General features: G+C 63.3%; 6 protein-coding genes. All 6 read left to right on the forward strand.

Annotation, left to right across the window (positions count from 1 at the left end; translation table 11 throughout):
• The first annotated feature begins 696 nt into the window (after positions 1–696).
• A complete protein-coding gene (locus ACYU81_RS11465) occupies positions 697–8,913 on the forward strand; it encodes a VCBS domain-containing protein (protein ID WP_460987713.1) in 8,217 nt (2,738 codons plus the stop codon).
• A 47-nt stretch (positions 8,914–8,960) separates the two neighbouring features.
• The gene (locus ACYU81_RS11470) at positions 8,961–9,668 is read left to right on the forward strand and encodes an OmpA family protein (RefSeq protein WP_460987714.1); all 708 of its coding nucleotides are present in this window, start codon (positions 8,961–8,963) and stop codon (positions 9,666–9,668) included.
• 13 nt (positions 9,669–9,681) lie between these two features.
• Complete coding sequence (locus tag ACYU81_RS11475; protein WP_460987715.1) at positions 9,682–11,076, forward strand: TolC family protein; 1,395 nt, start codon at positions 9,682–9,684, stop codon at positions 11,074–11,076.
• 53 nt (positions 11,077–11,129) lie between these two features.
• The gene (locus ACYU81_RS11480) at positions 11,130–13,289 is read left to right on the forward strand and encodes a type I secretion system permease/ATPase (protein WP_460987716.1); all 2,160 of its coding nucleotides are present in this window, start codon (positions 11,130–11,132) and stop codon (positions 13,287–13,289) included.
• Positions 13,290–13,360: 71 nt separating this feature from the next.
• A complete protein-coding gene (locus tag ACYU81_RS11485) occupies positions 13,361–14,305 on the forward strand; it encodes a cell wall hydrolase (RefSeq protein ID WP_460987717.1) in 945 nt (314 codons plus the stop codon).
• Positions 14,302–15,576 (forward strand): HlyD family type I secretion periplasmic adaptor subunit, encoded by a 1,275-nt coding sequence (locus ACYU81_RS11490; RefSeq protein ID WP_196225756.1) that lies wholly within the window; start codon positions 14,302–14,304, stop codon positions 15,574–15,576. Before ACYU81_RS11485 ends, ACYU81_RS11490 begins: the two co-directional genes overlap by 4 nt.
• Positions 15,577–15,584: the final 8 nt, after the last annotated feature.

The raw sequence follows: 15,584 nt of genomic DNA on the forward strand, positions 1-15,584 counted from the left end.
CATTCGCCGACTATATCGATGATTATAGCCCTTAGGGTGAATTGCTAAACCATCCGCCGCTGCTATCCCCACTCCACCATCGGACGGCGGCGTTCATTTCCCCCAATGTCTGGTCAGTGCGTGCATTGGCGTGAGTTGGGGGACTGGGCGCTGACACCGGATATAATTCCGTTGGGTCGCAAAAATGAGCGGGCGGCTGGCCGAAGGGCTGGCCGTCCGGTTATCGTTTCCGAGACATTCCTGGCCACCAGGACACCCGAAAGTAGCTCTATAGCTTCAGCGATGCCTTCCGAGTCGTTGCCGGACAGCACTCCGATCATTAGCCTGCATTAAATGCAGGGTATAAGACCAATGATATACTGTATGTGAAATGCCTATATCTCTAGTAATAGAGCATGGGTTATTTTTCGGCTGCTATCGTATTTAAATGGTTAACAAAAGTTGATTTTTGGTGACTCTATTTATCCCCGCCTAATATGATCGCTCATCGGGTCAGAAGCATAAGACGATAGTATTAATCCGGGGCGGGGAGGGCCAATAAGGCCTTGCCAACGGAAGATCGCAGACAATGGGCAATAGCTGATCCGCTAATGCCATGAGTCGATGAAGATGGAATTTCTCGATGCATGCGCGTTGAGGAAGCGGTCTTCTGCGCACTTCTTTGAACCGTCCCATGACGACAGGTGGGATGGAAAGATGGATTTCGAGCGCGAATGGAATGTCGATGCCGCCGCCGACCGTCAGCAGGCGCATGACCCGGTATTGGATGCACTCGCTGCTCGGGTGAAGGGGCACCATATCCAGCCAGGCACAATGCGCACGGTGGCCGCTGGCCCGGATGGCGTTGTCGTCCTTCCTGCCGGAACCGACATCAATCAAATAGAGGTTGATGGCCGCAACCTGATCGTCACGTTGCCGGACGGCACTCAGATGGTGATCCTGGATGGCGCGGTCGTAATGCCGCACATCGTTGTCGGCGACGTGGAAATCCCTTCGGTCAACCTTGCGGCGCTGTTGATCGGCGAGGAACCGCAGCCCGCTGCTGGTCCGGCTCGCAGTTCTGGCGGCAATTTCCTGGCAGCCGAGGGCGACGTGGGAAATCCTCACGGCCTGGGCGATCTGCTCCCACCGACCGAATTGGCCTTTACGCAGCCCGAAGAGCGGGAAATCCTCCCTATCGCGCCGAATGAGGAAGATCATGTGCCTGAACTGGAGGTCCCCACCTCCGGCCCTGGCACTGTCGTGGACGAGTCCGGCCTGGGAACGGTAAACCGTCCTGGCGGATCTCCTGGTTCGAACGAACCGGCCCCGGTCGAGACGACAGCCGGCACCATCACCTATGTCGCGGTCGATACACCCGCGACGATCAGCATCAACGGCCAGGTCGTCACTGGACCGGGGCAAACGATCACCGGCGCCCACGGCACGCTGACGATCACCAGTGTTGCTTCAGGTACGATCGAATACAGCTATACATTAGCCGACAATACTTCGGGCGATACCGTGACCGATAATTTCACGGTAACGGTTACCGATGCTGACGGGGACAGCGTCACCAAGACGCTGGTGGTCAACGTTATCGACGATGTGCCTACCGCGCACGATGACGTGGCTCACCAGGGTACAGAGGGTGCGCCGGTCGTCATCAACGCCTTTGCCAACGATGTGTTCGGCGCAGATGGGGTCGATATCGACAATAATCCCGCCGTGCGCGTGACGATTGTCAACGGTCCAGCAGAAGGAGCGGTGGCGTACGACCCCGCGACCGGACTGTTCACCTTCACCCCGGCAGCCGGTCAGGAAGGCACGGCAACCTTTGTCTACCAGATTCAGGATGGCGATGGTGATATCTCCCAGGCGACAGTCACTGTCACCCTGGAGCCCGATTCTACGCCGACCGTGGAGGTTCAGGCTGGGTCGGACACGCTGGTCGATGAGTCTGCGCTCAATCCCAATGGTTCCAATGCTGTGTCCCCGGCGGAGACCGCCGCTGGAACGTTGATCGTCACGACCGGAAACGACACGGTCGGCTCGTTGGTCATCAATAATGTCGATGTGACCAATGGCGGGACCGTACAGGGCAGCTTCGGCACCCTGATCGTCACTGGATCCCCGGCGTCGGGATACAGCTATAGCTATACGTTGGAAACGGCCACGTCGGGCGACAATACGAAGGATAGCTTCGCCGTCACCGTCACCGATAGCGATGGAGACACCGCAGGCACGACGCTGACTATCGACATCGTGGATGACCAGCCACAGGCCATTGATGATGTCGGTAATGTTGTCGTCGAAGACGGCGCCACCAACAGCCTGTCGGGCAATGTGCTGACCAACGACGTGTCTGGTGCGGACACGCCCAAGAGCTTTGTTGCCTGGGGTGCGGACGCAGCGGTGGTGGCGCAGCTCAACAGCTACGGCACGCTGGTGCAGAACAGCGATGGCAGCTGGAGCTATGTTCTGGACAACAGCCGGGCGGCGACACAGGCGCTGGGCAGCGGGTTCAGCCAGGACTTCACGCTCCATTACACGATGCAGGATGCCGATGGCGACCAGTCGCCCGCGACCCTGACGATCACGGTCAAGGGCGCGGATGACAGCGCGACCGTGGTGACGGCATCGGCGGAGGGTCCGGACGCGACCGTCTATGAGGCGGGCCTGCCGAGCGGCACGGCGCATGACGGCAGCCATGTGACCAGCGGCAGCTTCACGGTGTCTGCGACCGACGGGATCGCGAGCATCACGGTGGGGGGCACGAGCTTCACCCTGGCGCAGATGCAGGCGTTCGGCACGACCAATGGCGTTGTGAACACGGGCGAGGGGACGCTGCTGCTGACCGGCTATAATGCCGGGACGGGGGCTGTGAGCTACAGCTACACGCTGCTGGCGACGATCGACAATGACAGCAAGGCGGGCGCGACCCTCACCGAATATGACGACAGCGTCACGGTGAGCGTGACCGGCATCAGCGGCACCAGCGGCAGCGACACGCTGGTCGTGCGGATCGTCGATGATACGCCGCATGCGGTCAATGATGCGGGCGGCACGCTGACCGAGGATGTGGCGGGGAGCCTGTCTGGCAATGTGCTGACCAACGACGTGTCTGGCGCGGACACGCCCAAGAGCTTTGTCGCCTGGGGTGCGGACGCAGCGGTGGTGGCGCAGCTCAACAGCTACGGCACGCTGGTGCAGAACAGCGATGGCAGCTGGAGCTATGTTCTGGACAACAGCCGGGCGGCGACACAGGCGCTGGGCAGCGGGTTCAGCCAGGACTTCACGCTCCATTATACGATGCAGGACGCGGACGGCGACCAGTCGCCCGCGACCCTGACGATCACGGTGAAGGGCGCGGACGACAGCGCGACCGTGGTGACGGCCTCGCTGAACGGCCCTGACGCGACCGTCTATGAGGCGGGCCTGCCGAGCGGCACGGCGCATGACGGCAGCCATGTGACCAGCGGCAGCTTCACGGTGTCTGCGACCGACGGGATCGCGAGCATCACGGTGGGGGGCACGAGCTTCACCCTGACGCAGATGCAGGCGTTCGGCACGACCAATGGCGTTGTGAACACGGGCGAGGGGACGCTGCTGCTGACCGGCTACAATGCCGGGACGGGGGCTGTGAGCTACAGCTACACGCTGCTCGCGACGATCGACAATGACAGCAAGGCGGGCGCGACCCTCACCGAATATGACGACAGCGTCACGGTGAGCGTGACCGGCATCAGCGGCACCAGCGGCAGCGACACGCTGATCGTGCGGATCGTCGATGATGCGCCGCATGCGGTCAATGATGCGGGCGGCACGCTGACCGAGGATGTGGCGGGGAGCCTGTCTGGCAATGTGCTGACCAACGACGTGTCTGGCGCGGACACGCCCAAGAGCTTTGTCGCCTGGGGTGCGGACGCAGCGGTGGTGGCGCAGCTCAACAGCTACGGCACGCTGGTGCAGAACAGCGACGGCAGCTGGAGCTATGTGCTGGATAACAGCCGGGCGGCGACGCAGGCGCTGGGCAGCGGGTTCAGCCAGGACTTCACGCTCCATTACACGATGCAGGATGCCGATGGCGACCAGTCGCCCGCGACCCTGACGATCACGGTCAAGGGCGCGGATGACAGCGCGACCGTGGTGACGGCATCGGCGGAGGGTCCGGACGCGACCGTCTATGAGGCGGGCCTGCCGAGCGGCACGGCGCATGACGGCAGCCATGTGACCAGCGGCAGCTTCACGGTGTCTGCGACCGACGGGATCGCGAGCATCACGGTGGGGGGCACGAGCTTCACCCTGGCGCAGATGCAGGCGTTCGGCACGACCAATGGCGTTGTGAACACGGGCGAGGGGACGCTGCTGCTGACCGGCTATAATGCCGGGACGGGGGCTGTGAGCTACAGCTACACGCTGCTGGCGACGATCGACAATGACAGCAAGGCGGGCGCGACCCTCACCGAATATGACGACAGCGTCACGGTGAGCGTGACCGGCATCAGCGGCACCAGCGGCAGCGACACGCTGGTCGTGCGGATCGTCGATGATACGCCGCATGCGGTCAATGATGCGGGCGGCACGCTGACCGAGGATGTGGCGGGGAGCCTGTCTGGCAATGTGCTGACCAACGACGTGTCTGGCGCGGACACGCCCAAGAGCTTTGTCGCCTGGGGTGCGGACGCAGCGGTGGTGGCGCAGCTCAACAGCTACGGCACGCTGGTGCAGAACAGCGATGGCAGCTGGAGCTATGTTCTGGACAACAGCCGGGCGGCGACACAGGCGCTGGGCAGCGGGTTCAGCCAGGACTTCACGCTCCATTATACGATGCAGGACGCGGACGGCGACCAGTCGCCCGCGACCCTGACGATCACGGTGAAGGGCGCGGACGACAGCGCGACCGTGGTGACGGCCTCGCTGAACGGCCCTGACGCGACCGTCTATGAGGCGGGCCTGCCGAGCGGCACGGCGCATGACGGCAGCCATGTGACCAGCGGCAGCTTCACGGTGTCTGCGACCGACGGGATCGCGAGCATCACGGTGGGGGGCACGAGCTTCACCCTGACGCAGATGCAGGCGTTCGGCACGACCAATGGCGTTGTGAACACGGGCGAGGGGACGCTGCTGCTGACCGGCTACAATGCCGGGACGGGGGCTGTGAGCTACAGCTACACGCTGCTCGCGACGATCGACAATGACAGCAAGGCGGGCGCGACCCTCACCGAATATGACGACAGCGTCACGGTGAGCGTGACCGGCATCAGCGGCACCAGCGGCAGCGACACGCTGATCGTGCGGATCGTCGATGATGCGCCGCATGCGGTCAATGATGCGGGCGGCACGCTGACCGAGGATGTGGCGGGGAGCCTGTCTGGCAATGTGCTGACCAACGACGTGTCTGGCGCGGACACGCCCAAGAGCTTTGTCGCCTGGGGTGCGGACGCAGCGGTGGTGGCGCAGCTCAACAGCTACGGCACGCTGGTGCAGAACAGCGACGGCAGCTGGAGCTATGTGCTGGATAACAGCCGGGCGGCGACGCAGGCGCTGGGCAGCGGGTTCAGCCAGGACTTCACGCTCCATTACACGATGCAGGATGCCGATGGCGACCAGTCGCCCGCGACCCTGACGATCACGGTCAAGGGCGCGGATGACAGCGCGACCGTGGTGACGGCATCGGCGGAGGGTCCGGACGCGACCGTCTATGAGGCGGGCCTGCCGAGCGGCACGGCGCATGACGGCAGCCATGTGACCAGCGGCAGCTTCACGGTGTCTGCGACCGACGGGATCGCGAGCATCACGGTGGGGGGCACGAGCTTCACCCTGGCGCAGATGCAGGCGTTCGGCACGACCAATGGCGTTGTGAACACGGGCGAGGGGACGCTGCTGCTGACCGGCTATAATGCCGGGACGGGGGCTGTGAGCTACAGCTACACGCTGCTGGCGACGATCGACAATGACAGCAAGGCGGGCGCGACCCTCACCGAATATGACGACAGCGTCACGGTGAGCGTGACCGGCATCAGCGGCACCAGCGGCAGCGACACGCTGATCGTGCGGATCGTCGATGATGCGCCGCATGCGGTCAATGATGCGGACAGCGTGACGGAGGGTCTTGGCAACAAGGCCGACGGCAATGTGTTCACTGGGGTTGGCGGCACGGACGCTAATTCGACCGATGGCACGGCGGACACGATTGGCGCGGATGGCGCGGCGCCTGGCGGTGCGGTCACGGGGGCTCGGGTGAGCACCGAAGCTGGTGGCGGTGCGCTGACGGGGGTGAGCGCTGCGGGCACGACGATCAGTGGCACCTATGGCGATCTGCTGATCAAGTCGGATGGCAGCTATACCTATACGCTCAAGACCGCGTCGATCCCGGCGGGCGTGACGAGCGAGACCTTCACCTACCAGATCAAGGATGGGGATGGCGACACAGACCTGGCCCAGCTGGTGATCAGCTTGAACCAGGATGGCCGCGTGCCCGATGTGACGGGCGACACGAGCACGGTCTATGAGGATGGCCTGGCCGATGGGTTGCAGCATGGTGCGGCCAGCGAGACCGACACGACCGGCCAGTTCACGGTCAATGCCAATGGCGAGAGCTACACGCTGACGCTCGATGGCGATCTCAACCCAGCGCAGGCGATCACGGCGGTGGGGCAGCAGGTGTTCACGAGCAAGGGCGTGCTGACGATCACCTCGATCTCGGCGCCAGATGTGAACGGCGTCGTGACCTATGGCTACAGCTATACGCTGGATCATGCGCTGACGCACAGCGGCCAGGGCGAGATCAACCCGCTGACCGACACGATCAGCATGACGGTGACCGACGCCACTGGCGACAGCGATGCGACGCCTGGATCCATCGTCGTCTCTATCGTGGATGATGTTCCGACATTGTCTTCCGTCACGGATTTGTCGGTAGCGAATTCCATTCACACCTATAGCGGGAATGATATCAACTTCACCTATGGTGCCGATCAGGCGGGCAGCATCACGCTCACCCACCTGACTGACATAGCGGGCATCGTTTACACGGGCGATGGCACCGGCGTGGTGACGGCCAGCGTGAACGGCAATCCCTATTTCACGGTATCCGTTGATCAGGCGACAGGCGATTATACGGTGGACGTGCTGACTACACGACCAGTGGTCGATACGCCGCTCAGCTTCAGCAATATTGCGCCTGGCAATTACACGACGGTTACCCTGCCCGGCGGGCAGGTGTTCGACGGCGTTTCTTACGGTAGCGCAACGACGACCGCTCAAGCCTTCACCAACGATGGGTCGACGATCAATCCGTCGGGCAACGGTTTTGGCGTGGCGAACAACCTCATCAATGACAATGAAGGCTTCCTGTTCAGTAATCACGACTCTTCGTCCCTGAGCTTCGACGTTAATTTCCAGCCGAACACATCGACGGTGACGGTGAGCTGGGCGACCTATGCGGGCGGCACGCCGACAGCTGGTGCGTTGCCACTTCAAACCGGGACTTTCCTCGTCACGAAGGATGCTGACGGGATCACCCATGTCGATATCGATCCGACACTCGATTTCGATCACATGGTTGTCCGCTTCGATTACAGCGAGAGCGGCAATCCAGCGGCGCGCGTTGAAAATTTCAGCGTAACGCAGCAGGTCATTCCTGACGATCAGGTGCTGCAGTTCGCAGTCACGGTGAAGGACGCAGATGGCGACATTGTCACCAGCACGACACCCACCACCACGATTGATGTTACGTTCCAAGGCGGAGCGCCGGTTCCGCCGGTCGCGATAGATCTGGACGGCGACGGTCTGGAATTTGTCGATCGTTCGCTGGGTGTCACCCACGATTATGGCAGCGGCACGGTCAGCACGGCCTGGGTCTCTTCCGACGACGGCCTGCTCGCTCATGCGACGGGCGGTTCTTACGACATCGTCTTCGCGGACGATGCGCCGGGGGCGAAGAGCGATCTGGAGGGTCTGCGCCTTGCATATGACGGTAATGGCGATGGTGTGTTCGACGCCCATGATGCCGCCTATTCCGAATTCGGCGTCTGGCAGGATTTGAACAGCAACGGTGTGGTCGATGGCGGCGAGTTCAAGTCGCTGGCCGACATGGGCATCGCATCGATCAAGCTGACCTCTGATGGCCAGAGCTATCAGGCGGCGGGCGGCGACGTGACAGTGCTGGGGGAAGCGACCTTCACCCGTACTGACGGCACGACGGGCACTGTCGGTGACGTGGTGTTCGCCACCTCCAAGGATGTCGATCTCGCCAAGACGGAAAGCACCACCAGCGGCTTCAACCAGGCGCTGATAGCGGCGAGCCTGGTGGCGGTGGCCGGTGCTGTCGAGACGTTGGAGCAGGCGCCTGCCCCGGTCGTCGCTCAGGCCGAGACGACGGTGGATACCGCACCGACGGCTACAACCAGCACGGCGTCCGAGCCTGCCAACGAAGGCGACGCAAGCACATCGGTGTCGAGCGAAAGCCAGGATAGCCATGTTGCGGATCAGCCGGTCGAGCAGACGAGCCACAGCGGCAGCGACGATTCGGCTCCAGATCATTCAACGCTTTCGGGCGGCGATGATGCACCGGTTCATGCCGCCAATGATGATGGCCAAGCGCAGCCCGCGCTGGACGATCATCAGGGTTTGCTCGCCCAGGCGGTTAATCTCCCGGTCTTCGACGGCAATGCGGCGGCGCTCGTTGCGGCGCATGACGCGGCTCCGAATGCTCAAGCAGCACAGGTGGTAGCCGAAGCTTTGGGCCATGCGGGGACGCCAAACATCGATGCGCTGCTGGCAGCGTTGCCAGGGGGCGAGCATGCGCCGGTGCTGCTCAACCCCGTTGCGGGCGACGCCGCCGATGCAGGCCATCTGATGGCGATGGCGGCCAGTGTCTTCGATGCGGCGATGGTCGCGCATGAAGCGATGGCGGTCGCTCACGGGTGATCGCCATGGTTCGGATTTCTCGCGGGAATATTTGGGGGAGAATGATTATGCGGAACAGGTTGAGAAGCATCGCTTCCTTCGGCCTAGCGGCGGGGATGATGTCGACGGGGGCCTTGGCGGCACCCGCTTCGCCCCTGATGCAGATGGGCAATTCGGAGCTCAAAGGCGCGCTCAAGAGCCGTTATGACACGGCCGTTGCGGCGGCGGGCGACGCAAGCTTACGGGCAGCGCAGGACAGCCGCTGGACCTGGGCCGTGGAGGCCAAGAACCAGTGCGGCATCGCGCTGGGCTTCATGAAATCCGGCACTAAGGATGCGGACAGCATCAATAAGTGCGACGACTTTGTGGCACGCCTTTCGGCGCCGCCACCGCCGCCGGTGCCGACCGCAGCTTCAGCCCCACCCGCGCTGGACTGCACGGCACCGGCGGTGTCCATCTTCTTCGACTGGAACATGGACACGCCGCTGCCCGAGGGCGCGGCGACGATCAACCAGATCACGCAATCGGCCGCCCAGTGCGGTTGGACGCGGTTTGGCGTCACCGGCTACACCGATACGTCGGGCGGCAAGGGTTATAATGACGGCCTGTCGCTGCGCCGGGCGCAGAATGTCGCCGGGCTGATGAGCCAGGGTGGCATCGCGATGGACGCGATGACCGTCAGCGGGCTGGGCGAGACCCAGCTGAAAATCGAAACTGCCGACAATGTGCGCGAACCGATGAACCGTCGGGTCGAAGTCACTGCCAGCACCAATTGAGGGGAGCGCAATCATGACAATCCTGCGCAAGACATGCGGCAGCCTGATGGCGCTGTGCGCCGCGACCATGGCAACGACCGGTTGGGCACAGACCACGGATCTGAAGAGCGCCATTGCGGCCGCGATCGACAGTCATCCGGAAATCAACCAGGCGATCCAGAACAAGGAAGCGATCGAGTTCGAACGGGAACAGGCGAAGGGGTTGTATCTGCCCCGGGTCAGCGTGGAAGGATCGGCTGGCATTCGTCGGTTGGAGAATAACACGCGCCGGACGCTTGGCCTTGGCGACCAGACGCTCTACCCGCTGGAAGCAAGTGTGCTGGCCGAAGAAACGCTGTTCGATTCGGGCTATCGCGGCGCTGAAAAGCGGCGTCAGGCCGCGCGGATCGACGGAGCTGCGCTGCGTGTCGGTGAACGGTCACAGTTCGTCGCGCTGAACGTCACGCGGCAGTATCTGGATTATATGCTGCAACAGCGGGTCGTCGCGGCGGCTGAGGACAATATCGCTTTCCATCGCAAGCTGCTCGGCGATCTGGGCGAGGGCGTGTCGAAGGGATCGATCAGCATCGCCGACCAGCAGCAGGCCGAAGAGCGGCTGCAATCCGCGTTGGTCCGCAAGAGCGAAGCTGAGCAGGACCTGACCAACGCGGCGATCAGCTTTCGCACGCTGACCGGTCTTTCGATCGATCAGGTGTCGATGCCGGATGCGGTGACGAGCGCTGTACCGCCGACGCTGGACGAGGCGATTGCGGGCGCGCGCGCCAACAACCCGCTGATCCGGGAAGCTGAGGCTGACATCCAGGCGGCGCATGCAGTCGTCGACGAGGCGGAGTCCGAGCTTGGACCCAAGGTTGTGCTGGAAGGGCGCGGCCGCATCGGCGAGGATGTGGACGGCTTCCGTGGCAGCACCAATGACGTGCAGGGGCGTGTCGTCCTGCGCTGGCAGCTGTTCGATGGCGGTATCAACCGGGCGAAGGTCCAGGAAATGACCCGCCGCGCCAGCGAGGCGCGTTTCCGGCTCAGCCAGCGTCAGCGCGAGGCGGAAGATGATGTCCGTACTGCCTGGAACCGTTGGGATACCGAAAAGAAGCGGCTGAACGACTTGTCGCGTCAGGGCACGGTGTCTGATTCCCTGCTGGTGTCCTATCGCGAGCAGTTCAACGTCGGACGCCGTTCGCTGCTCGACGTGCTGGATACGCAGAATACCCGCTTCAATACGCAGGTGCGGACGGAAACCGCCCGCTTCTCTGAAATCTTCTCGCAATATCAGATCCTGGCGGCGACCAATCAGTTGCTCGACACTCTGGGGATAGCCCAGCCTTCGGGCGCCAATCCCTATGCGCGCAAGAAATATGATGTCCCGGATCTGCCGCCCGCCGAATTGCAGCGGCGGCGCTATCCGGGCTGAGTTTCCATCTTTGGGGTCACCCCGGCTTCGGCCGGGGTGGCGCGGGGTAAACAATGTTGGAACGAAGCACATTAAGTCTGGCCGAATGGCTGGACCATCAGAGTTCGCCCGGTGACGAGCTGACCGAATGCATCGCCCATGTGGCGCGGCATTTCGATCGATCGCCGGGAATCGTGGCTCTACGGGCGGGTCTTGCCGTTGATGAATCCGGGCGTTTGCCCTTTCATCAGGCGGAATCCGCGCTGGATCAGATCGGCCTGCTGAGCGACCATGTCCGCGGGCGGCTGGACAAATGGCGGCCCGCCAACCTGCCAGCCATCCTGCCGCTAAGGGGCGAGCGTTTTCTCCTCCTGCTGGACATCAAGCAGGGCGATGCGCTGGTTCAATTGCCGCATGCGAGCGAACCGGTTTGGGCGCGGCTTTCCGACCTGGAATCCTATTTCACCGGCGAGGCGCTGGCGGTCATGGCCGATCACGGCCGCGAACGGGCCGAGGAAAGGCCGTGGGATGAGCGGGCGCGGCAGCATTGGTTCTGGCGCGAAGTCTGGCGGGCGCGTGGGTCCTTTGGCTATGTCATGCTGGCGGCGGGGATCATCAACCTTCTCGCCTTCGCCTTGCCGCTGTTCACGATGAACGTCTATGACCGGATCATTCCGAACAAGGCGGCTTCCAGCCTGTGGGTATTGGGCGCGGGCGTCATGCTGGCCTTTGGGCTGGATTTTGCTTTGCGGCTCGCCCGGGCGCGGCTGGTTGACGAGGCTGGGCGGGAAATTGACGAACGGCTGTCGCAGCGCTTGTTCGAGAAGGTGATGAACGTGCCGCTCGCCAGCCGTGCGGGCAGCACTGGGGCGCTGGCACGGCGCGTTTCGGAATTCGAAAGCGTCCGCGAATTTTTCACGTCGACCACCGTGGTGCTGGTGGTGGATATCAGTTTCCTGTTCGTGTTTGTCGGCATCATCGCGCTGCTGGGTGGATGGCTCGCGGTCGTGCCTGTCGTCATGATCGGCATCATGGCCACGGCCGGATTCTTCCTTCAGCGCTCCATGGCCAGCCTGTCGCGTGATGCGCAAGCGGACTCGAGCCTGCAAAGCGCGGCGTTGGTGGAAGCGATCGGGGGCATCGAAACGCTGAAAGCATGCCGCGCCGAAGGACGGATGCTGGAGCGGTGGCGCCGTTACGCGAGGATGAGTGCTTCCACACAGGAAAAGCTGCGGCGGCTGAGCTCGACCAGCGTGACGCTCGCATCGCTATGCCAGCAAGTGACGAGCATCGCGCTGGTGATCGGCGGCTTCTACATGTTCGCGGCGGGCGAGATCACGATGGGTGCGATCATCGCCATCGTCATGCTGGCTGGCCGGTCATTGGCGCCTGTTGGACAGCTGGCCTTCGTCATCGTGCGAGCACGGCAGGCGATGACGACTTTGGGCAGCCTCCAGACCCTGATCGATCAGCCGGACGAGCGGCTGGACGGAGCGCGCGGAATCATCCCGAAGGTGCGCAAAGGGGCGATCGTCGCCAAGGGGCTGGAGTTCAGCTATCCGGGCGCCACTCAGCCCAGCCTCAAAGGCATCGACCTGCGAATCGAACCGGGCGAACGGATCGGTATCATCGGGCGCGTGGCGTCGGGCAAGTCGACGCTGGGGCGGGTGCTGTGCGGTCTTTATCCTCCGGGCGGCGGCATGCTGACCATCGATGATGTGGATAGCCGCCAATATCATCCGCACGAACTGCGTGCTGCCTTCCGCTATGTTGGGCAGGATGCGGAGCTGTTCAGCGGGTCGGTGCGGGAAAATCTGCTGCTGGGCGCGCGGGACGCCGACGATGAGAAGTTGCTGGACGCGCTGGAGCGTTCGGGCGCGTCGCGCTTCTTCGGGCGTGATGCCGCCGGGTTCGACCTTCATATCGGTGAGCGCGGCAGTCGCCTATCGGGCGGGCAGCGGAGCTTCCTGGTGTTGGCGCGGGCGTTAGTGGAGCCGACCAGGCTGCTCTTCCTCGATGAGCCGACCGGGGCGATGGATAATCAGACGGAAAATCTGTTTGTAGACCATCTGGCAAAGGCGCTGGAGCCCGAACAGACGCTGATCGTATCGACGCACCGCCATGCACTGCTGCGGATCGTGGATCGGTTGATCGTGATCGACCAGGGTGTGGTTCTGGCGGACGGGCCGCGCGATGAGGTTATCGGACAGCTTCAAAAAGGAGCGGTCCAATGATCGGGCGGACATGGAGGTTGCCAGCGTCTGAGGCTTGCATGCTCGGCCTCGGGGGGGCGCTTGTTGTAGCCTTGGCAGCAGGAACGGTCGGCTGGCGCGGGAACGACGCTCCCAAGGCTGCGGTCGAAACGAGGATCATCGACGGTGCGCCCGCCATACCCCGTCAGTATCGCGCGCTGGTGGAGATCACAGAGAGCGAAGCCGCGCCCTTGACGACTGGGCAGGAGGCGGCGGTGCAGAATGGCAGGCTCCGGTTTGCGTCCGGAGCCATTGCCGCAGCATCGCCTTTCCGAACGCTTCAATCCGCAGGCGAGGACAGGAGCCGCGCGCTGCAATGCCTGACGCAGGCGATCTATTACGAAGCAGCGGCCGAACCGGAAAGCGGCCAGCGCGCGGTGGCGCAGGTCGTTCTCAACCGTGTGCGTCATCCCGCCTTCGCCAAGACGGTGTGCGGCGTGGTGTATCAGCGCTTTAACGCGTCAGTGTGCCAGTTCAGTTTCGTATGTGACGGGTCACTTGCGCGGCGGCCTTTGGCCGTCCTCTGGAATAGGGCACAGCGGATCGCGGCGGCGGCGCTGGCGGGACAGGTCGAACCGAGCGTTGGCACGGCGACCCATTATCATGCCGATTATGTGTTTCCTGGATGGGCGCCGCATCTGGCGAAGCTGGTGAAGATTGGTGCGCACATCTTTTATCGCTGGCCGGGCGCGTGGGGGCTGCCGCGTGCTTTTACGGGGCGCTATGCCGGGGGTGAATATATCCCTGCCTTCGATCCATCGCAGATGGTGGGGATGAAAGAGCCGGAGATCGATTATCCTTCGGTTGCGGCACTGCCCGAACGCCGGGCGGCCAATGATGTGGGCGGGCGGATGGACCCGTCCAAGGGATGGAAGCTGTCCATTCCTGATCCTTCGCAAGGGGGCGGCGCTCTCACCAACATGCTCGCCGCGCAGGAAAAGGCGAAGGCGGTGGCGCTCGCTGCCGATGAACATGCAATGCAAGAGGCAAAACCATGATGGGGCGCTGGATCAGCTGGCTGCGGGGGCAGCCGGGCAACAAGCAGGTCATCCTGTATAGCGGTGGAGGCATGCTGGCGTTCCTTTTGTGGGCCAGCCTTGCTCCGGTGGATGAGGTGACGCACGGGCAGGGGCGGGTGATCCCGTCGAGCAAGGCGCAGGTCATCCAGTCCGCCGAGCCGACCACGATCGAGGAGATATTGGTCCGGTCGGGGCAGAAGGTCAGCAAGGGCCAGTTGCTGGTGCGTCTGGACGACGCGATGCTGGCGTCCGAACTGGGGCAGTTGCAGGCCGAGACGCGATCGCTGACGGCGCGGGCGGGACGGCTGGAGAAAGAAGGCACCGGTACGGGCGCCAACTGCGCCACGGGCGGCCCCGAATGTCAGCAGGAGCAGGCGCTGGCCGCAGTCCGCCAATCGGCGCTCCGCAGCAAGCAGGATGGGCTTTCGGCCCAGGTGGAACAGCGCCGCCGCGAACTGGGCGAGGCGCAGGCCACGATCGACAGCCTAGGTGGCAGCGTCCAGCTGGCGCGGCAGCGGGTGGCGATGTTGGAGCCGCTTGCGGCCAAGTCCATTGTCCCGCAGACCGAATTGCTCGACGCCCGGCGTGAACTGGTGGATGCGCAAGGGCGGCTCAACGCGGCGCAGCAACAGGCGTCGCGTGCATCGGCCGCGATCCGCGAGGCGCAGGCGCAGCTGTCCGAGGCGAATTTTCAATTCAAGCAGGATGCGCTGAACGAACGTAGTCAGTTGGAGGCCAAGATTGCGGTCAATAGCGAGTCCCTGCGCGGTGCGAAGGGCCGAGCACAGCGCGCGGAAATTCGTTCGCCCGTCGATGGCGTGGTCAACGATGTGCAGGTGACGACCATCGGCGGCTTCGTGACTGCCGGTCAAAAGATCATGCAGATCGTCCCCATCGGTGACAAGCTGCTGGTGGAGGCGCGGGTGAAGCCGAACGACATCGCCTTCATTAAGACCGGCGACCGCGCGGTCGTGAAGGTCACCGCCTATGACTTTTCCATCTATGGGGGCCTGAGCGGCACCGTGCAGCAGGTGTCGGCCGACAGCGTCTATGATGAAGCGACGCGGGAGGCCTATTTCACGGTGGTCGTGGAAACCGACCGCGCGTGGTTGGGCACGGGCGCGCACAAGCTGCCTATCACGCCCGGCATGGTGTGCGACGTGGAGATATTGACGGGCCGCAAGTCGGTGTTGGCCTATTTGCTCAAGCCCATCATGAAGGCGCGGTCGGAGGCTCTGCGGGAGAGGTAGTAAGCGTG

The organism is Sphingobium sp. TomTYG75 (genome assembly GCF_054771635.1).